The following is a 19,498-nucleotide window of genomic DNA, read 5'->3' as shown; positions in this document are numbered from 1 at the left end:
GATCAGCGGGAGAACTGTGGGGCGCGGACGAGCACGGGGATGCCGCCGCGGGAGCGAGGGCGACGAGCGGCCGTGCGAGGCACGGCGAAGCGGCCCAGCAGGGCGAAGAGCGCGTCGAGCGCGAGGGCCAGCGCGACGATGACGATGGAGGCCCCGAGGATCTGGACGAAATCGCGGGTGCCGAGGCCTTGGATGATGTAGAAGCCGAGACCGCCCAGCCCGACGTAGGCGGCGATGGTCACGGTCGCGACCACCTGCAGCGTCGCGGAGCGGAGTCCGCCGATGAGAAGCGACAGGCCGAGGGGCATCTCGATCCGGAACAGGATCTGCCATTCGGTCATTCCCATCGCGCGGCCCGCGTCGATCACCGTCCGGTCGATCGACTCGACCCCGGCGTACGCGCCGGCCAGGATCGACGGGATCGCCAGGATGACGAACACCGTCACCGCGGCCTCCGTCTTGAGGTTCACGCCGAAGAGCATGACGAGGAGCACGACGAGGCCGAGAGCGGGCAGCGCGCGCGCCGCGCCTGACAGGAACACGGCGACCTCGCGACCACGCCCGGTGTGGCCGATCAGCCAGCCGATCGGGATCGCGATCACCGCGGCGATCGCCACGGAGCCGAACGTGAAGGCGAGGTGCTGCGCGATCGCGGTCGGCAGCGGCAGTGTGCCCGTCAGGCGCGCGGGCGAGAAGATCCACGCGAAGGCCTCGGCCAGGAGGTTCATGCCGTCACCGCCCGAAGTCGAGAGGGCCGCGGCGCGCTCACGCGTCGCGTCCACGGCAGGAGGGCACGGCCCGCCAGCACGAGCAGGGCATCGACGACCACTGCGATGATCACGACGGCGACGACGCCCGCGAGCACTTCGGCGATGATGCGGCGCTGAGAGCCGTTCGTGAAGAGATAGCCGAGGTTCTGCACGCCGATCAGCGTGCCGACCGTGGCGAGCGAGATCGTCGACATCGCGGTCACCCGCAACCCTGCCAGGATCACCGGTCCTGCCAGCGGGAAGTCCACCGTCCAGAACCGCCGCCATGCGCCGAAGCCGACCGCGACCGCGGCGGATCGCGTGGCGGGATCGACGGACGCCAGCCCGTCGGTGACGGATCGGGTCATGATCGCGACGGCGTAGATCGTGAGCGCGACGACGAGGTTCAGCTCGGACAGGTAGGGGATGCCGAACAGTGTGGTGAGCACGGCGAAGAGCGCGAACGACGGGATCGTGTACAGCAGCCCGATCACGGTGAGCACGGTGCCGCGGAGCGCCGTGTACCGGAAGGCGAGCCAGCCGAGGGGCACCGACAGCACGAAGCCCGCGACGATCGCGATGGCGCTCTGCCGCAGATGATCGAGCGTGAGCGCCCAGATGAGATCGAGATTGTCGGCGACCCAGTTCACGGCTCGTCCCCCTCCACGAGCACCCCCTGCGTGCGGCCGGCGGCATCGACGAGCACCGTGCCGTGGGCGGTGCGCTTGGCCCGCAGCGCGCGCGAGCCGCGCTCGACCCCGATGAAGTCCGCGACGAAGTCGCTCGCCGGGTTCTCGATGATCTCGCTCGGGCTGCCGATCTGCGCGACGCGGGCGCCCTTCTCGAGGATCACCACCTGGTCGCCGAGCAGGAACGCCTCGTCGGTGTCGTGCGTGACGAAGACGATCGTCTTGTCGAGCTCTTCCTGCAGCCGCAGCGTCTCTGTCTGAAGTTCGCGGCGCACGATGGGGTCGACCGCGCCGAACGGCTCGTCCATCAGCAGGATGTTGGGGTCGACCGCGAGGGCGCGGGCGACCCCGACGCGCTGCTGCTGGCCGCCCGACAGCTGACTCGGGTAGCGCTTGGCGAGTCCCCGTTCGAGGCCGACGACGTCCATGAGTTCGAGCGCCCGCTCCCGCGCCTTCCCCTTCGCGACGCCGTTCAGCATCGGGACCGTGGCGATGTTGTCGACCACGGAGAAGTGGGGGAGCAGGCCGGCGTTCTGCAGCACGTAGCCGATGCCCCGGCGCAGCGTCACCGGGTCGCGTTCCGAGATCGGCTCGTCGTCGATCGTGATGACCCCTGCCGTCGGATCGACCAGCCGGTTGATCATGCGCAGCAGCGTCGTCTTCCCGCTTCCCGACGAGCCGACGAGCACCGTCGTCTTGTGGGCGGGGATGAGCACGCTGAAGTCCTCCACGGCGGCCGTGCCGTCGGGATAACGCTTCGAGACCCCACGGAATTCGATCGCCATGCTGCCCTTTCGGCCGGGGTTCCCAGATAACCACAGGCCGCGGACATGGCGGCAAGTCTGGACAGACGTCGTGACGTGCGCCATCCTTCCGTCTGCGAGCGTCGCGGGCAACCGCTACACCGGTGTCACCGCACGCCGCTACGGTGGGGCGCATGACTGCGCGGGAGTACGACCTCATCGTGATCGGCGGCGGACCTGTCGGCGAGAACGTCGCCGACCGGGCGACCCAGGGCGGCCTGTCGGTCGTCGTGGTCGAGAGCGAGCTCGTCGGGGGCGAGTGCTCGTACTGGGCGTGCATCCCGTCGAAGGCCATGCTGCGCGCGGGCGCCGCAGTGCAGGCCGCGCGCCGGGTGAAGGGGGCCGCCGAGGCGGTGACCGGGAGCGTCGACGTGGCCCGAACCCTGGTGCGCCGCGACGAGCTCGTGCACAACTGGGACGACACGTCGCAGGTCGAATGGCTCCAGGGTGCGGGCATCGATCTCGTCCGCGGCCACGGGCGCCTGACGGGCGAGCGCGAGGTCACCGTCACCGGTGCCGACGGCGGCGAGACCGAGCTCGTCGCCCGCCACGCGGTCGTGGTGTCCACCGGTTCGGCGGCGCTCCTGCCCGACATCCCGGGGCTGCACGAGGTGCAGCCGTGGACGAGCCGCGAGGCGACCGGCGTGCACGACGTCCCGTCGTCGCTGGCGGTGCTCGGCGGCGGCACCGTCGGCACTGAGATGGCGACGCTGTACACGTCGTTCGGTTCCCGCGTGACCCTCATCGCCCGCTCCGGTCTGCTGCGAGGCGTCGAGGCCTTCGCCGGCGAGGCCGTCGAGAAGGCACTGACGGATGCCGGAGCCACCGTCCGCACCGGCATCGACGTCGAGCGGGTGTCGCGCGACGACGACGGCGAGGTCGTGGTGGCGCTGTCGGACGGCTCCGAAGTGCGGGCCGCCGAAGTGCTGGTCGCGACGGGTCGGGTGCCGCGGACCGAGGATCTCGGGCTGGAGGTGGTCGGGCTCGAGCCCGGCTCATGGCTCGACGTCGACGACACGCTCCGCGTGCGCGGTGTGGACTGGCTGTACGCCGTCGGCGACGTGAACCACCGTGCGCTGCTCACCCATCAGGGCAAGTACCAGGGCCGCGCCGCGGGCGACGTCATCGCCGCACGGGCGAAGGCCGCCCAGGTCGACGACGCCCCCTGGGGCAGACACGTCGCGACGGCGGATCACTCGGCGGTGCCGCAGGTGGTCTTCACCGATCCCGAGGTCGCGGCGGTCGGGCACACCGAGAAGTCGGCCCGCGAGGCGGGACTCAGCATCCGTGTCATCGATTACGACCTCTACTGGATCGCGGGCGCCAGCGAGGTCGCCGACGACTACCAGGGGCGAGCCCGGGCGATCGTCGACGAGGATCGCCGGGTACTCGTCGGTGCGACGTTCGTCGGCCAGGACGTGGGTGAGATGCTGCACGCCGCCACGATCGCGATCGTCGGCGAGGTGCCCATCGAGCGCCTGTGGCACGCGGTGCCGCCGTATCCGACGATCAGCGAGGTATGGCTGCGGTGGCTCGAGGAGTACGGGCGCTGACATGCGCAGTGGAGGAGACCGCCATGCGACCTGAGCCGATGCCGGTCGGCCCCGGGCAGGAGTCGGTGTGGGACTACCCCCGCCCCCCGCGTCTCGAGCGGGTCGTGCGCAGGGCGCGGATCCGCCTGGGCGGTGAGGTCATCGTCGACACCGATGACGTCGTCCGCGTTCTCGAGACGAGCCATCCGCCGGTCTACTACCTGCCGATCCAGGCATTCGGCCAGGGGGCGCTCACGCCCGGCGAAGGGTCGTCGCACTGCGAATTCAAAGGCGGTGCCATCTACTTCGACGTGCACGGAGGAGACCAGGTGCGCCCTCGCGCGGCGTGGACGTACCCGCGTCCGTCCGCAGGCTTCGAGGCGCTCGCAGGGCGCGTCGCGGTGTACGCCCGGGAGATGGACGGCTGCACGCTCGACGGCATCGACGTCGTGCCCCAGCCCGGGCGCTTCTACGGCGGGTGGATCACCCCTGACGTCGTCGGTCCGTTCAAGGGAGAACCGGGTTCGCTCGGCTGGTGAGCGAGGGATGCCGCAGCATCCGTCCGCGAGCTGCACAGCGAACGCTCAGGTCCGACCCTTGTTCACCGATATATCGGTAGGTATCGTCAGGGTGTCGGCACACGCTCGTTCAGGAGGTCGTCATGAGCGGTTCGTTCCAGGGATTCGGTTCGCGTCCATCAGGGCAGGGCTCGGGGCTTCCGAGCAGCTTCTGGGACGCGATGGACCAGTTGAAAGACACATTCGAGCGCAGCTTCTCACCGCGCGTCGCGAAGGGTGATGTGCGAGCCGCGGTGCTCGCGATCCTCGCCGAGAAGCCCATGCACGGGTACCAGATCATCCAGGAGATCGAGGAGCGCAGCGACGGCGCGTGGAAGCCGAGCCCCGGCTCGGTCTACCCGACGCTGCAGATGCTCGCCGACGAGGGCCTCGTCGCCGCCGAGGAATCGAACGGCAAGAAGACCTATTCGCTCACCGAGGCCGGTCGTGCGGCGGCGGCGGCCGCCGAGGGGCAGTCGGCGCCGTGGGAATCGGCCGGGTCGCGCGACTCTGGCCGTGCCACAGCGCTCCCGAAGGCCGGCGCGAAGCTCGCGCAGGCGGCCGCGACAGTCGGTCGCAGCGGCACGCCCGAGCAGGTGGCGAAGGCCGTCGAAGTGCTCGACGACGCGCGGCGTAAGCTCTACTCGATCCTGGCTCAGGACTGACGGCCGGCGTGCCGGCAGACGGCGTCGGCTCGAGTCCGCGGGTTCGGCGGGGCACGCAATCCCGGGCGACCGGGACCGCAGGCACCCCTAACCGCTGAACAGCACCGTCCGAGGAGCTTCGATGGCCGACGTCGGGAACCCGCGCGCCCGCTACCGCCGGATCCTGCGCTTCGCCGGCCGGTACATCGTGCAGGCGTGGTGGTACGAGCTCGTCCTGCCGCGGTTCGGCTTCGGCGCGCTCGCCGCGCGCGGGCGCACCAAGCGCCTCCAGACCATCGCCCGGCGGTTCCATGTGCTCGCCGTCCAGTACGGCGGGCTCATGATCAAGGTGGGTCAGTTCCTCTCGTCGCGGCTCGATGTGCTGCCGCCCGAGATCACCAAGGAACTGGAGGGCCTCCAGGACGAGGTCCCGCCCGTCGCCTTCCCCGCCATCCGCACGCTGGCCGAGGCCGAGCTCGGCGTCCCCCTCGGCCGCGCGTTCGAATGGGTCGTTGAGACACCTGTGGCCGCAGCATCCCTCGGCCAGGCGCATCGCGCGCGCCTGACGCCGGCCGACGCCGCCGAGACCGGGTTCGCCGACGTCGTCGTCAAGGTGCAGCGGCCCGGGATCGAGGAGATCGTCGACGTCGACCTGGCGGCGCTGCGCCGCGTGGCCGGCTGGCTCACCCGCGTCCGGGTCGTGCGCGATCATGTCGACCTGCCCGCGCTCGTCGACGAGTTCGCGCACACCAGCCGCCAGGAGATCGACTACCTGCACGAGGCGCAGAACGCGGAGCGGTTCGCCACGGATTTCGCGGGCGACCCGCGCGTGACGGTTCCCGAGATCGCGTGGGAGCGCACGACGCGCCGCGTGCTGACGCTCGCCGACGTCACCGCGATCAAGATCAACGACGTCGACGGGCTGCGAGCGGCGGGGATCGACCCGGCCGAGGTTGCGGTCGAGTTCGCGAACGTGATGTTCGACCAGCTGTTCCTGCGCGGATTCTTCCACGCCGATCCCCACCCGGGGAACATCTTCGTGACGCCGGTGACGCGGGCTGCCGGCGACACCCGGCACCCGTGGACCCTCACCTTCATCGATTTCGGGATGATGGGCGAGGTCCCGGACCAGCTGCGCCACAACCTGCAGCAGCTCATGATCGCGGTCGCCTCACGCAACAGCGCGCAGATGATCGACAGCATCCGGGCCGTCGGCGTGCTCCTCCCGTCGGCCGACACGGTCGAACTCGAGCGGGCCATGACGGCGCTGTTCGCCCGCTTCGGCGGCATGGGGTTCGCAGAGCTGCAGGAGGTCGATCCGCGGGAGTTCCGCCAGTTCGCCAAGGAGTTCGGCGACGTGATGAGGTCGCTGCCGTTCCAGCTGCCCGAGAACTTCCTGCTGATCATCCGCGCGGTCTCGCTCACCAGCGGCATGTGCAGCTCGCTCGATCCCGCGTTCAACGTGTGGGACGCTGTCGAGCCCTACGCCGCCCGCCTGCTGCGCGACGAGCGGGGCAACGCGGCGAAGGCGATCGCGCAGGAGGCGGTGTCCACCGCCGGCGTCATGGCTCGGCTGCCGCGCCGCCTCGACGACATGGTGACGCGCATCGAGGACGGGCGCCTCGTCGCCGACGTGCCGAAGCTCGACCGCTGGCTGCGCCGGCTCGAGCGCCTGATCCGGCGCGTCGTGGCCGCCGTGCTGTTCGCCGGACTCCTCATCAGCGGGGCCGTGCTGCGAGCGGAAGACCTGACGATCGGCACCGCGCTGATGGTCGGCTCGCTCGTGCCGCTGCTCTACGCGCTGTTCGCGGGCTTCTCCGGCCGGCGCGGGCCGCACGACTGAGGTCAGTTCGTCACCCGAGACGGGCACCCCACCCGCTACGGTGGCACGCAGGAACTCGTCCCCGGGGGTGCGTGTGGTCTGGGCGGTGATCGTGCGAGTCGCGGATCTGCTGGTGCAGCTCGCCCTGATCTGGCTCGGCCTCGTCGTCTTCCTGTCGGAGGAGGACGAGGGCACGGTCGATGCCCTCGCCGCGTGGTGCGCGCTCGGCGGCCTGTACTGGCTCGCGTCGGTGATCGCCGTCGGAGTGAGCGTCCGGCGATCCCGGACCGAGGCCCCTCGGTGGATGGGGCAGTTCGACGCCCATCCGCTGGTCGCCGCGATCACCGTGACCGCGACCTTCCTCGCGAGCATCGTCGGGATCGTCGCCGCCACGGAACTCCTCGTGCTCCGCAACGAACCTGGCTGGCAGGGCTCGGTCGAGCCGATCGGCGTGGTTGCGATGCTGCTGTCGTGGGCGCTCTACCACTGGGGCTTCTCCCGCATCTACGACCGCCGCTATCGGGCCTCCGACGTTCCACCGCTGAAGTTCCCGGGCACCGAGTACCCGCGGCTCGCGGACTTCGTGTACTTCTCGTTCACGAACGCGACCACCTTCTCGGTGTCGGACGTCCAGGTGATGACGACACGGATGCGGTGGACCGTTGTCTGGCACACCACGACGAGCTTCTTCCTCAACGCGCTCATCATCGTGCTGGCCTTCAGCACGATCATCAACGTGTGACCAGGGCTCCCTAGACTTTCGGGGACGGACGGGCGCCTGCGCGCGGCGCTCTCGGCAGGCGAGCAGAGGAGTGGCGATGCAGCTGGGAATGGTGGGCCTCGGCCGGATGGGCGGCAACATCGTCCGGCGCCTCATGCGGGACGGGCACGAATGCGTCGTGTACGACGTGAGCCCCGATGCCGTGTCCACCCTCGCGGGCGAAGGCGCCGTCGGGTCCGGCAGTCTCGCCGACCTCGTGTCCCAGCTCGAGGCTCCCCGTGCCGTGTGGCTCATGATCCCCGCCGGGCTCACCGGCAAGGTCGTCGACGAGATCGCCGCTCTCCTCGAGCCGGGCGACATCATCATCGACGGCGGGAACTCGAACTACCGCGACGACGTGCGCCGCGCGGCCGCGCTGCGAGACAGCGGCATCCACTACGTCGACGTCGGCACGAGCGGCGGCGTGTTCGGCCTCGAGCGCGGGTACTGCCTCATGGTCGGCGGGCCCGACGAGGCGTTCGCGAGGCTCGAGCCCATCCTGCGCACGATCGCCCCCGGGAGCGGCGAGGTCGAGCGCACGCCGGGCCGCGCCGGAGACTTCGCCCCCGAGGAGCTCGGGTATCTGCACTGCGGGCCTTCCGGCGCCGGCCATTTCGTGAAGATGGTGCACAACGGCATCGAGTACGGCGTGATGGCGGCGCTCGCCGAAGGCCTCAACATCCTCGAGCACGCGGATGCCGGTGTGAAGGAGGCCGAGCACTCAGCCGAGGTCGCACCGCTCGAGGAGCCCGAGTTCTACCAGTTCACGATCGACACTCCGAAAGTCGCGGAGCTGTGGCGCCGGGGCTCGGTGATCTCGTCGTGGCTGCTCGACCTGACCGCGGCGGCGCTTCAGGGCAACCCGACGCTCGACGGCCTCGCGGGCCGTGTGTCGGATTCGGGTGAAGGGCGTTGGACGGTGAAGGCCGCCGTCGACACGGGTGTTCCGGCGCCGGTGCTCGCGGCATCCCTCTTCGAACGGTTCGCGTCGCGCGACGAGGACCACTTCGCCAACCAAGTGCTCTCGGCGATGCGTCTGCAGTTCGGCGGTCACCAGGAGTTGCCGACGGGCGACGTGCTGGAAGCGGGCTCGCGCAAGTCGGAATCGTCGAGCAGCGGCCAGTCGGAGACGGCGGAGGACGCGTCGTGACCAAGCTCGACCTCAAGAAGTCGATCGCGGCGTACACCGCACCGCGGGGGTCGTTCGAGATCGTCGACGTTCCGCCGTTGCAGTACCTCATGGTCGACGGCCATGGCGACCCGAACACGGCCGAGGAATACGGCGACGCGGTGGCGGCGGTGTTCGGCGTCGCCTACAAGCTCAAGTTCCTGAGCAAGGGCGAGCTCGACCGCGACTACGTCGTGATGCCGCTCGAGGGCCTCTGGTGGTCCGACGACATGGCGACCTTCACGACGGAGCGTGACAAGTCGCGGTGGAGCTGGACGATGATGAGTCTCGTCCCCGAGTGGCTCGACGGCAGCCACTTCGAGCGCGCGCGCGACGCGGCGGCGGCGAAGGGCGGGTCACCCGCCCTCGACCGGCTGCGCCTGGCCGAGCTCGCGGAGGGACGCTGCGTGCAGACCCTGCACATCGGGTCGTACGACGACGAGGCGCGGGTGCTCGCCGAGATGCACGAGCGCTTCATTCCCGGGGCCGGTCTGCGCATGCGTGGCCGGCACCACGAGATCTACCTCGCCGACCCCCGCCGCACCGCCCCCGAGAAGCTCCGCACGATCCTGCGCCAGCCCGTCGAAGCGACGGTGTAGTCCTCACTCCCTGCGCTGCGGACGACGGATGCCGCGACCCGGCAGGGCCGCGGCATCCGTTTCCCGTCTGTTCCTACGCCGTCGCGTCGGCGCGCTTGGGGAGCACCCAGCCGGCACGCGGGAAGTGGCAGGTGTAGCCGTTGGGAATGCGGATCAGGTAGTCCTGGTGCTCGGGCTCGGCCTCCCAGAACGGGCCTGCGGGCTCGATCGTGGTGACCGCCTTGCCCGGCCAGAGCCCCGACGCGTCGACGTCCGCGATGGTGTCGCGCGCCACCTCGGCCTGCTCGGGGGAGAGCGGGAAGATCGCGGAGCGGTAGCTCGACCCGATGTCGTTTCCCTGACGGTTCAGGGTCGACGGGTCGTGGATCTGGAAGAAGAACGCCAGGATGTCGCGGTACGTGGTCTGGGTGGGGTCGAAGACGATCTCCACTGCCTCCGCGTGACCGGGGTGCTTGCGGTACGTCGCGTGCGCGTTCTCGCCGCCGGTGTAGCCGACGCGGGTGTCGAGCACGCCGGGCTGGCGGCGGATCAGATCTTCCATGCCCCAGAAACAGCCGCCGGCGAGGAGGGCCGTCTCGGTGCCGGGGGTGCGGGTGATCTCGCCGGTGTCGAAGGGACCGCTGGTCATGATGCGTGCTCCTGGTTCTCGGTGGTGAAGAGGTGTCGGTAGGCGCCGTAGCCCTCGTCCTCGAGCGACGAGACGGGCACGAAGCGCAGTGCGGCCGAATTCATGCAGTATCGCAGGCCTCCGACCTGCCGGGGGCCGTCGGGGAAGACGTGACCCAGATGGCTGTCGGCGCCGGACGAGCGCACCTCGGTGCGCGGCAGCAGCAGCTTCCAGTCCTTCTTGGTCGACACGGCGTCGGGGTCGATGGGCTTGGTGAAGCTCGGCCATCCGGTGCCGCTGTCGTACTTGTCGGTCGACGAGAAGAGCGGCTGGCCCGAGACGACGTCGACGTAGATGCCGGGCTCGTGGTTGTTCCAGTACGCGTTGCGGAAGGCGGGCTCGGTGCCCTCCTCCTGTGTCACGCGGTACTGGGTGTCGGTGAGGCGGCTCAGCGCCTCCGGGGTCTTGCGGTACTCGTTGCTCACGATTCCTCCAGTTCGACGCGGCTGGCTGCGGCGTCATAGAGGAAGAACGGATGCGTCGCGGGTTTTGGTCCCGCGAACCTGGGAGGGGGCCGTGAGTTCTGGCGCTGGCTCGGTGAGAGTACAGCCGGTGGACGAGACCCTGGGAAATACCCGACGTCTCGTCCACCAGCTGTACTCTCACGGGTCGGGGCGTGTGTCCCAGGGATGTCAGGCCGAGCCGAGCTCGCCGCTGAGGCGGCCGTGGAAGCGGGCCGCAGCATCCGTCATCCCGTGCAGCTCGACCGTCGTGCCGCGCGCCTCGTACTTCGTGACGATGGCGTCGAGGGCGGCCACGGTCGAGGCATCCCACACGTGGGTGCGCGAGAGGTCGATCACGACGTGCGGCGGGTCGGCGGCGTACTCGAACTGCGTGGTGAGGTCGTTGCTCGAGGCGAAGAAGAGCTCGCCGTCGACGCGGTAGCGGGCGGTGTCGCCGTCGACCTCGCGGGTGACGGTCGTGAAGTGGGCGACGCGGCGCGCGAACAGCACCATCGCGGCCAGCACGCCCAGGATCACTCCGACGGCCAGGTTGTGGGTCCACACCGTGGCCACGACGGTGACGAGCATCACGAGGGTCTCGCTCAGCGGCATCCGTTTCAGCGTCGACGGACGGATGCTGTGCCAGTCGAACGTCATGACCGACACCACGATCATCACGGCGACGAGGGCCGCCATCGGGATGAGCCCGACGATGTCGCCGAGGGCGACCACCAGCACGAGAACCCATACTCCGGCGAGGCACGTCGAGATGCGGGTGCGGCCGCCCGAGGTCTTGACGTTGATCATCGTCTGGCCGATCATCGCGCAGCCGCCGGTGCCGCCGAAGAACGCGGAGGCGACGTTGGCGACGCCGAGGCCCCACGCCTCGCGGGTCTTGCGCGAGCGGGTGTCGGTGATGTCGTCGACGAGTTTCGCGGTCATCAGCGACTCGAGGAGGCCCACGAGTGCGGCGGCGAACGCGTACGGCATGACGATCTGGAGCGTCTCCCACGTGAGCGGCACGTTCGGGATGAGCAGCTCGGGGAGGCTCCGGGGCAGCTCGCCCTGGTCGGCCACGTTCGGCACCGCCGAGGGCCCGAACACCACGACGACCACCGTGAGGACCACGATCGCGATGAGTGGCGCGGGGACGGCGCGCGTGATCCGCGGCCAGACGAAGAGGATGCCGAGCCCCACCGCCACGAGCACATACACCGCCCACGGCACGTCGACGAGCTGCGGCATCTGCGACAGGAAGATCAGGATCGCCAGCGCGTTCACGAAGCCGACCATGACGCTGCGCGGGATGAACCTCATGAGCTTCGCCACGCCCAGCACCGCGAAGAGCACCTGGATGATGCCCGCGAGCGCGATCGTGACGATGAGGTAGTCCGAGCCGTACTCGCGCGCGACGGGCGCGATGACGAGCGCAACCGCGCCCGCGGCGGCGGTGATCATCGCCGGGCGCCCGCCGGTGAACGCGATGACGACCGCGAGCACGAATGACGAGAACAGCCCCACCCGCGGGTCGACGCCCGCGACGACCGAGAACGCGATCGCCTCGGGAATGAGGGCGAGCGCCGTGACGAGTCCGGCGATGACCTCGCGCGTGAGAAGGCGCGGCCGGCGCAGGGCCTGCAGCACGGTCGGCTCGCTGCGATAGCGATCAGCGGATTCGGCGACGGTGGACACGGCTGCTCCTCGGATCGTGCGCGCACCGTTGCGCCCGCAAGGGGTGGGAAGGGGGATGGATGCTGCGACCCCCGCGGCTCTTCGACTCTAGCCGCGCGTACCCGACGACGAGGCCGATCTCAAGGGCCTCGTCGGGCGCTCACGTGCCCGTAAGAATCGCGGGATGACCTTGCGAGGCCGCCGCGCGGCCGCGGCAGCCGGCATCCGTTCCCGATCCGAGGAGGGCACGATGAAGATCACCGACACGAGCGACCTGTGGTGGAAGAGCGCCATCATCTACTGCCTCGACGTCGAGACCTACATGGACGCCGACGGCGACGGGATCGGCGACATGCAGGGCCTCGCGCAGCGCATCGACTATCTCGCCCAGCTGGGCGTGACGTGCCTCTGGCTGATGCCGTTCTACCCGACTCCCGACCGCGACGACGGCTACGACATCACGGACTTCTACGGCGTCGATCCGCGGCTCGGCAACCACGGCGAGCTCGTGGAGGTGATCCGCACCGCCAACGACCGCGGCATGCGGGTCATCGTGGACCTCGTGGTGAACCACACCTCCGATCGGCATCCGTGGTTCCTGAAGGCGAAGCGGAGCGTGAACTCGCCCTACCGGGACTACTACGTCTGGCGCGACGACCCGCCCCCGAAGGGTCAGCAGAACGCCGTGTTCCCGGGTGAGGCGAAGGGCATCTGGACCGAGGATGAGGCGTCGGGGCAGTGGTACCAGCACACCTTCTACGAGCACCAGCCCGACCTCAACATCGCGAATCCCGTCGTGCGCGACGAACTGGCGCGGGTCATCGGCTTCTGGCTGCAGCTCGGGGTCTCGGGCTTCCGCGTCGACGCCGTCCCCTTCTTCCTCGAGATGCCCCAGGGCGCCGAGATCCCCGATCCGCACGAGCTGCTGCGCGACTTCCGGCGCTTTCTGCAGCGGCGCTCGAGCGAGGCGATCCTGCTCGGCGAGGTGAATCTGCCCTACGACCAGCAGGTGGAGTACTTCGGGGGTCGAGAGGTGAACGAGCTGTCGATGCAGTTCGACTTCGTCGGGATGCAGGCGATCTACCTGTCGCTCGCGCGCAAGGATCCCGCCCCTCTGGTGAAGGCACTGACCTCGCGCCCTGCCCTCCCTGAGGACGTCCAGTGGGGGAACTTCCTCCGCAACCACGACGAGCTGACGCTCGACAAGCTGTCGGATGCGGAGCGCGAGGAGGTGTTCGCCGCCTTCGCACCCGACGAGCGGCAGCGCGTCTACGGCCGCGGCATCACGCGACGCCTGCCCCCGATGCTCGGGGATCCGCGACGGATCCGCATGGCCTACAGCCTGCTGTTCACGCTGCCCGGAACCCCCGTGCTGTTCTACGGCGAGGAGATCGGGATGGGCGAGAACATCGACATCCCCGGGCGCCTCGCGGTGCGCACCCCGATGCAATGGACGGGCGAGAAGAACGGCGGATTCTCGTCGGCGCCGCCGTCGCGGCTGATCGCGAGCCCGCCTGGCGACGGCTACGCGCCCGAGCACGTCAACGCGGCCGCTCAGATCAAGGACCCCGACTCGCTCCTGCACTTCTTCCGCGACCTGATGTCGCGCTACCGGATCTCGCCCGAACTCGGGTGGGGAGCCTTCGAAGTGCTCGAACAGCCGGTGCCGGCGCTCCTCGTGCATTCGCTGAGGGCGGACGTCGGCCGCATGGTGGCGCTCCACAACTTCGATGAGGTTCCGGCGACGACGCGGTTCGCGCTGGGAGATGAGCCCGAGGGAACGTGCCTGGTCGATCTCCTCGCTTCGGAGCGCATCGAGCTCGACGAGAAGGGCCGTGTCGAGCTCGAGATGCCCGGCTACGGCTATCGCTGGCTGCGGGTCGCGCGCCCGGGGGACGGCCGCGTGTCGTAACGGGGCAGGCACCCTGGGGCCGAATGGTGGAGCGTTCGCGGCGCCGCGTCAAGGGGGTGTCAACCGTTCACCCGACCGTCCTAGAGTCGCTCACGTGGTGGACCGAGCAAGCGCCCAGCCCGACCACTCGGGTTTTCGCGCCGATATCCAAGGACTGCGTGCGATCGCAGTCGGTGCGGTCCTGCTCTACCACGCCGGCCTTCCGTTCCTGCCGGGCGGCTACGTCGGTGTCGACGTCTTCTTCGTCATCTCGGGCTTCCTCATCACGTCCCACCTGCTGGGGCAGCTCGAGAGCCACGGCCGGCTGAAGTTCGGGGAGTTCTACGCGCGGCGCGCGCGCCGCATCCTGCCCGCGTCGTTCGTCGTGCTCGTCCTCTCCGTCGTCGCGGCGCTCATCTGGTATCCGCCGCTGCTCATGAAGGATCTCTGGGCGGCGGCCGTCGCCACGGCACTGTACGTCCCGAACTACTTCTTCGCATCCGCGAACTCGGACTATCTGGCCGAGTCGTCGAATCCGTCGTTGTTCCAGCATTACTGGTCGCTGGGGGTCGAGGAGCAGTTCTACCTCCTGTGGCCGGCGCTGCTTGCGCTCGTGTGGGTGCTGGTCCGCTCGCGACGGGCGTTGGTCGCCGTGCTCATCGCGGTGGTCGCCGCCTCGTTCGCACTCTGCGTGTGGCTCACGTCCGCCGCGCAGCCGTGGGCGTTCTTCTCGCTGCCGTCGCGCGCATGGGAGCTCGGGGTGGGCGGGCTCGTCGCTGTGCTGCTGCAGCAGAGGCCCGCAATCGTGGGGGAGCGGTGGGCGGCGCCCCTCGGGTGGGCGGGGATCGCCGCGGTCGCAGCATCCGTTGTCTTCTTCTCGTCCGAGACGCTCTTCCCGGGCGCGGCGGCGGCGCTTCCCGTGCTCGGCACGGCTGCCGTGATCGCCGCAGGTGAGACCCACCGCGGGCCGACACGGATGCTGTCGACCCGGGGCATGGTGTTCATCGGCACGATCTCGTACTCGCTGTATCTCGTGCATTGGCCGGCGATCGTGCTGCCGGGCACCGCGCTGCCGGGGGAGCTGCCCCTGTGGACGACGCTCGGCATCGCGGTCGCGTGCGTGCCGGTCGCATGGCTGCTGTACCGGTTCGTCGAGGATCCGGTGCGCAAGGCGCCGCTGCTCACGAAACGGCGCGCGCGCGTCACGCTGGCCGGCGCGCTTGCCGGATCCCTCGCGTGCCTGGGCCTTGCGAGCGCCGCGTACGCGGTGGCCGACACGCGCTCGCTGCACGCGGAGCGCGCGGCGTCGAGCACGGTGATCGTCGACGCACCGCGCGGCACCGACTTCGTGCCCGACAACCTCGCGCCTGCGCTGCGCGACGCGCGCGACAGCCTCCCCGAGGTCTACGAGGACGGCTGCATGCGGGGCAGCGCTTCCACGGACGCCGAGGGCTGCGTCTACGGTGATCCCGCAGCTCCTCGCATCGTGCTCCTGGGCGATTCGCACGCGGCGCAGTGGTTCCCCGCGCTCGAGCGCTTCGCCACGTCGGCCGGCTACTCGGTCGAGGTCCACACGAAGAGCTCCTGCCCGGCGGCCGACATCGACTCCCTGCGCCGGGGCGCGCCCTTCCCGCAGTGCCCCGAATGGCGCGCCGCCGTGATCGACCGCATCAACGCGTCGCCTCCCGCCCTGGTGCTCCTGGCGACCTTCACCGATCCGGAGCTCGCTCCGGGCGTCGAGGACGACGCGAAGACGTGGGCGGCGGCGTTCGGCCGCACCCTCGACGCGATCGACGCGCCCGTCGCGATGATGGCCGACACCCCCGACATGCGGGAGGACCCCGCGCCGTGTCTGTCGGCGCACCTCTCCGACGCCGAGGCGTGCGCTCAGCCCCGGACGGTCGCGCTCGAGGGGCCCGCCCGCGACGGCGAGGCGGCGGCCACCGACGAGCGCGGCGTCCCGCTCGTCGACCTCAACGAGTACCTCTGCGGCGCTGACGCGTGCCCGCCGATCCTCGGCAACACGCTCGTGTACCGCGACTCGCATCACCTCACCGCGGAGATCAGCGCCGATCTGGCCGACGTGCTCGGCCGGGCCCTGCTGCCGTTGCTGCCACCGGCCGCCGACCGGTGAGCGTGCCGGGACGTCGTTGCGCGCGACGCCGCGCGCCCGGGACGATGGAGACATGCGCGCGGTCGTGTACGAGCGGTACGGGTCGCCCGAGCGGCTCGAGATGCGCGACGTCGCGCGGCCCGTGCCGCGCGCCGGCGAGGTGCTCGTCGAGGTCGTCGCGACGTCGGTCAACCTCTCGGACTGGGAGGGGTTGCACGGCAGTCCCGCCTACGCCCGGCTGGGCGGGCTGTTCCGGCCGCGGCGCCGGATCCTCGGCTCCGACGTCGCCGGCCGAGTCGCGGCCGTCGGCGAAGGCGTGACACGTTTCGCGGTCGGCGACGAGGTGTTCGGCGACGTCATGCCCCGCTACGGCGGCTTCGCCGAGTTCGTCGCCGCGCCGGAGTCGACGCTCGCCCCGAAGCCCGCGCAGCTGTCGTTCGCGGAGGCATCTGCTCTTCCGCAGGCGGCCGCGATCGCCACGCACGCTGTCGCGCTGGCGGCGCCCGGAACACGGATGCTGCTCAACGGCGCCGGCGGAGGCTCAGGCAGTCTCGCGGTCCAGCTCGCGGCGCAGAAGGGCGTGCATGTGACGGCCGTCGACAACGCCGGCAAGCTCGACTTCCTCCGCGCGCTCGGAGCGGACGAAGTCATCGACTACCGGCGCGAGGACTTCACGCGTGGCGGTCCGTACGACCTCATCGTGGATCTGGTCGCCCGCCGTTCGGTGTTCGCGTACGCGCGTGCGCTCGCGAAGGGCGGCCGCTGCGTGATGGTGGGCGGCACAGGACGGGCGCTGATACGGATGCTGACCGCCGGCGCACTGCTCGGAGCCCTCACCGGCAAGCGGCTCGGCGTGCTGTTCGTGCGGCAGGGCCCGCCGGCGTTCGTTCCGGTCGCGGAGCGCTGCGCGGCGGGGGAGGTGCAGGTGCACATCGACCGCGTGTTCCCGCTCGACCAGGTGCCCGAGGCCCTCGCGTGGCACGGCGAGGGCCGTGCGCTCGGCAAGGTCGTCGTCGCCGTCGGCGCGGAGTGAATGCCGGTATCAGTTCGCCGCGCGACCTGTCAACACGCAGATGGATCCGGTCGTCCCTGCCTAACCTGGCAGGGCAACACCAGCAGTTCAGCGCGTAGCGGTCGAGCTTCGGCGTTCGGGTCGTCGTACCGCCTCCCGTGAACGCGCGATGGTCCCGGTGGGAGGGCAACCCACCGGGACCATCCTCTTCGCCGGCGCGGACGGATCCCGTGGGCCGCGGCATCCGTCCGGCATTAGCCTGTCGGCATGCACCGGATCTTCTCGATCAGCTTCGCCTCGGTCTACCCGCTCTACGTGACGAAGGTCGAGAAGAAGGGGCGCACGACTCAGGAGCTCGACGAAGTCATCGAGTGGCTGACGGGCTTCGACGATGCCGAGCTGAAGCAGCACATCGACGAGCGCACGACGTTCGAGGACTTCTTCGCCGACGCCGACCTCAACCCGAACGCCTCGCTCATCACGGGCGTCATCTGCGGCATGCGGGTCGAGGATATCGAGGACCCGCTCATGCAGAAGATCCGCTACCTCGACAAGCTCGTGGACGAGCTCGCCCGCGGCAAGTCGATGGACAAGATCCTCCGCACCGCGTGAGCCCTCGCCCGGGCGCCGGGGAACGTGCCTGCTACCGTCGGAGCGGACCTGACGGACGGGAGCACGCGTGGAACGCAGCAGCTGGGTGCTGGTCGACGGCGAGAACATCGACGCGACACTCGGAGGATCGATCCTGGGGCGTCGTCCTCAGCCGGAGGAGCGACCGCGGTGGGACCGCCTTCTGACGTTCGTGTCGGAGCGGTGGGGCCGGCCGGCCAAGGGGCTCTTCTTCCTCAACGCCAGCGCGCACCTGCCGATGCCGTTCGTCCAGGCACTTCTCGCGCTGGGCTACCAGCCGGTTCCGCTGTCCGGGCCCGCCGACGAGAAGATCGTCGACATCGCGATCCAGCGGACGCTGCGCGCCCTCGCGGATCGAGAAGACGACGTCGCCCTGGTGAGTCACGACCGCGACTTCGCCGACGATCTCGCCCGGCTCGCCGGGAACGGGCGCCGTGTCGGCGTGGTGGCGTTCCACGAATTCCGCAGCGCGGACTTCTCGGGTATCCCCGGTGTCGAGTTCTTCGACCTCGAATACGACGTCGAGGCTTTCGACGCGCAGCTGCCCCGCGTGCGCGTCATCCCGATCGAGCAGTTCGACCCGGCCGACTTCCTCCGCTGAAACGGCTCCGGCCGATCGACCGCACGGGGTCGACCGGCCGGAGCCGACGAAGAGTTGCGGGGCTCAGTACCAGCCGGTGGACTGAGAGTGGCCCCACGCGCCGCACGGGGTGCCGTAGCGGCCCGAGATGTAACCGAGTCCCCAGGCGATCTGCGTCGCGGGGTTGGTCTGCCAGTCGGCGCCGGCGCTGCCCATCTTGCTGCCGGGCAGCGCCTGCGGGATGCCGTAGGCGCCGCTCGAGCGGTTGTAGGCCTGATAGTTCCAGCCCGACTCCTTGTTCCACAGCGACACGAGGCAGCTGAACTGGTCGTCGCCCCAGCCGTAGCCGCCGATCATCGAGCGGGCGGTCGCCTGCGCGTCGGCCGGGCTGGTGCCGCCGACCGCGCCGCCGGTCGCGAACACGGGCGCCCCGGACGAACGCGGCGTCGACTTCTTCGCTGCTGCAGCGGCGGCGGCCTCTTCGGCGGCCTTCGCCGCAGCAGCGGCCTCGGCCTCCTTGCGGGCCTTCGCCGCAGCAGCGGCCTCGGCCTCCTTGCGGGCCTTCTCCTCCGCCTCGCGCTGCGCCTTGAGCGCGATCGCGGCGTCGAGCTTGCCGCGCAGGCCCTGCGCCTCCTCGTTCACCGCCGCCGTGAGGGTGGTCACCGCATCCGTGAGCTCCGTCGTGTACGCGGCGGGGAGCGACTGGGCGCGCTGCAGCTGCGCCACGGCGTCCTCGAGCTCAGTGGTGTCGACGGTCGTGTCGGGCGTGCCGACGTCGAGACCCGATGCGGCGATGTCGGAGGCCACCGTGGCCGCCGCGGTCATCGCGCCGTCTGCATCAGCCACGGTCTTCTCGAAGGCGCTCGGGGCCGCAGCGGTCTCGGCCTTGGCGGACGCGGTCGAGTACGACGCGAGCGAGAAATTCGTCAGCGAACCGGATGCCTCGGCGTGGGATGCGGGGGTCGCCGTGCTGAACGCGGCGGTGGCCAGCACGCCGACGGCGAGCGTCGCGGCGACCAGCACCGGGCGGCGGCGGAGGCGGCGTTCGGCGCGGCGGAGAGTGCGGCGGGCGGGTGAAGTCGACGTGTGGGAGCGCATGTAAGACCGGGTTCCGTATCAGCGAAATGCGCCGTCGGGCGGCGCGTCGTGACCGTTCGGGCGGGCACAA

19 protein-coding genes are annotated in these 19,498 nt (G+C 70.2%); 12 read left to right on the top strand and 7 right to left on the bottom strand.

Annotated features, from left to right (window positions below; translation table 11 throughout):
• Positions 1-2: 2 nt before the first annotated feature.
• From ACEYYH_RS15885 to ACEYYH_RS15875, 3 genes are read right to left on the bottom strand one after another with little or no spacing between them, the layout of a single operon-like run.
• Positions 3-728 carry an ABC transporter permease gene (locus tag ACEYYH_RS15885; protein ID WP_374978244.1) on the bottom strand — a complete coding sequence of 242 codons (726 nt, stop codon included), beginning with the start codon at positions 726-728 and terminating at the stop codon, positions 3-5.
• Entirely contained in the window at positions 725-1,399 is a 675-nt protein-coding gene (locus ACEYYH_RS15880; RefSeq protein WP_374975291.1) for an ABC transporter permease, read from the bottom strand. The genes ACEYYH_RS15885 and ACEYYH_RS15880 overlap by 4 nt, the downstream gene beginning before the upstream one ends.
• Entirely contained in the window at positions 1,396-2,223 is an 828-nt protein-coding gene (locus ACEYYH_RS15875; protein WP_374975290.1) for an ABC transporter ATP-binding protein, read from the bottom strand. Before ACEYYH_RS15875 ends, ACEYYH_RS15880 begins: the two co-directional genes overlap by 4 nt.
• A gap of 152 nt (positions 2,224-2,375) precedes the next feature.
• Here ACEYYH_RS15875 and ACEYYH_RS15870 point away from each other — a divergent pair, with 152 nt between their 5' ends.
• The 7 genes from ACEYYH_RS15870 to ACEYYH_RS15840 all read left to right on the top strand — a co-directional run bounded on the left by ACEYYH_RS15870 (position 2,376) and on the right by ACEYYH_RS15840 (position 9,323).
• Positions 2,376-3,794, top strand: coding sequence for a dihydrolipoyl dehydrogenase family protein (locus ACEYYH_RS15870; protein WP_374975289.1), 1,419 nt, complete (start codon positions 2,376-2,378; stop codon positions 3,792-3,794).
• Positions 3,795-3,817: 23 nt separating this feature from the next.
• Positions 3,818-4,312 carry a DUF427 domain-containing protein gene (locus tag ACEYYH_RS15865; RefSeq protein WP_374975288.1) on the top strand — a complete coding sequence of 165 codons (495 nt, stop codon included), beginning with the start codon at positions 3,818-3,820 and terminating at the stop codon, positions 4,310-4,312.
• Positions 4,313-4,434: 122 nt separating this feature from the next.
• The gene (locus ACEYYH_RS15860; protein ID WP_374975287.1) at positions 4,435-4,995 is read left to right on the top strand and encodes a PadR family transcriptional regulator; all 561 of its coding nucleotides are present in this window, start codon (positions 4,435-4,437) and stop codon (positions 4,993-4,995) included.
• Positions 4,996-5,116: 121 nt separating this feature from the next.
• Positions 5,117-6,817: an ABC1 kinase family protein gene (locus ACEYYH_RS15855; RefSeq protein ID WP_374975286.1), complete on the top strand. Its 1,701-nt coding sequence runs from the start codon at positions 5,117-5,119 to the stop codon at positions 6,815-6,817.
• Positions 6,818-6,908: 91 nt separating this feature from the next.
• The gene (locus ACEYYH_RS15850; RefSeq protein ID WP_374975285.1) at positions 6,909-7,538 is read left to right on the top strand and encodes a DUF1345 domain-containing protein; all 630 of its coding nucleotides are present in this window, start codon (positions 6,909-6,911) and stop codon (positions 7,536-7,538) included.
• A 76-nt stretch (positions 7,539-7,614) separates the two neighbouring features.
• Complete coding sequence (gene gnd, locus ACEYYH_RS15845; RefSeq protein WP_374975284.1) at positions 7,615-8,706, top strand: phosphogluconate dehydrogenase (NAD(+)-dependent, decarboxylating); 1,092 nt, start codon at positions 7,615-7,617, stop codon at positions 8,704-8,706.
• Positions 8,703-9,323 carry a GyrI-like domain-containing protein gene (locus tag ACEYYH_RS15840; RefSeq protein ID WP_374975283.1) on the top strand — a complete coding sequence of 207 codons (621 nt, stop codon included), beginning with the start codon at positions 8,703-8,705 and terminating at the stop codon, positions 9,321-9,323. Before gnd ends, ACEYYH_RS15840 begins: the two co-directional genes overlap by 4 nt.
• 73 nt (positions 9,324-9,396) lie before the next feature.
• Here ACEYYH_RS15840 and msrA read toward each other — a convergent pair whose 3' ends face one another.
• The 3 genes from msrA to ACEYYH_RS15825 form a co-directional block, all read right to left on the bottom strand.
• Positions 9,397-9,951, bottom strand: a complete 555-nt coding sequence (gene msrA, locus ACEYYH_RS15835) for a peptide-methionine (S)-S-oxide reductase MsrA (protein WP_374975282.1) — start codon at positions 9,949-9,951, stop codon at positions 9,397-9,399.
• Complete coding sequence (msrB, locus tag ACEYYH_RS15830) at positions 9,948-10,415, bottom strand: peptide-methionine (R)-S-oxide reductase MsrB (protein ID WP_374975281.1); 468 nt, start codon at positions 10,413-10,415, stop codon at positions 9,948-9,950. The genes msrA and msrB overlap by 4 nt, the downstream gene beginning before the upstream one ends.
• 207 nt (positions 10,416-10,622) lie before the next feature.
• Complete coding sequence (locus tag ACEYYH_RS15825) at positions 10,623-12,125, bottom strand: SulP family inorganic anion transporter (protein WP_374975280.1); 1,503 nt, start codon at positions 12,123-12,125, stop codon at positions 10,623-10,625.
• Positions 12,126-12,354: 229 nt separating this feature from the next.
• On the opposite strand from ACEYYH_RS15825, the gene ACEYYH_RS15820 reads away from it, so the two are divergent.
• The 5 genes from ACEYYH_RS15820 (at position 12,355) to ACEYYH_RS15800 (ending at position 18,351) form a co-directional block, all read left to right on the top strand.
• Positions 12,355-14,016, top strand: a complete 1,662-nt coding sequence (locus ACEYYH_RS15820) for an alpha-amylase family protein (protein ID WP_374975279.1) — start codon at positions 12,355-12,357, stop codon at positions 14,014-14,016.
• A gap of 94 nt (positions 14,017-14,110) precedes the next feature.
• Entirely contained in the window at positions 14,111-16,129 is a 2,019-nt protein-coding gene (locus ACEYYH_RS15815) for an acyltransferase family protein (protein WP_374975278.1), read from the top strand.
• 52 nt (positions 16,130-16,181) lie between these two features.
• Positions 16,182-17,141, top strand: coding sequence for an NAD(P)-dependent alcohol dehydrogenase (locus tag ACEYYH_RS15810; protein WP_374975277.1), 960 nt, complete (start codon positions 16,182-16,184; stop codon positions 17,139-17,141).
• A 246-nt stretch (positions 17,142-17,387) separates the two neighbouring features.
• A complete protein-coding gene (locus ACEYYH_RS15805) occupies positions 17,388-17,732 on the top strand; it encodes a DUF2200 domain-containing protein (protein ID WP_374975276.1) in 345 nt (114 codons plus the stop codon).
• Between the two features lie 67 nt (positions 17,733-17,799).
• Complete coding sequence (locus ACEYYH_RS15800) at positions 17,800-18,351, top strand: NYN domain-containing protein (RefSeq protein ID WP_374975275.1); 552 nt, start codon at positions 17,800-17,802, stop codon at positions 18,349-18,351.
• Positions 18,352-18,414: 63 nt separating this feature from the next.
• On the opposite strand, the gene ACEYYH_RS15795 is transcribed toward ACEYYH_RS15800, so the two are convergent.
• Positions 18,415-19,428: a lytic transglycosylase domain-containing protein gene (locus tag ACEYYH_RS15795; RefSeq protein WP_374975274.1), complete on the bottom strand. Its 1,014-nt coding sequence runs from the start codon at positions 19,426-19,428 to the stop codon at positions 18,415-18,417.
• Between the last annotated feature and the right edge of the window lie 70 nt (positions 19,429-19,498).

The sequence above is a fragment of the Microbacterium trichothecenolyticum genome, assembly GCF_041938625.1.
Lineage (GTDB): Bacteria > Actinomycetota > Actinomycetes > Actinomycetales > Microbacteriaceae > Microbacterium > Microbacterium trichothecenolyticum_D.
Note: the sequence above shows the minus strand (reverse complement) of the source record. Positions and strands in the feature narration are given on the sequence as shown.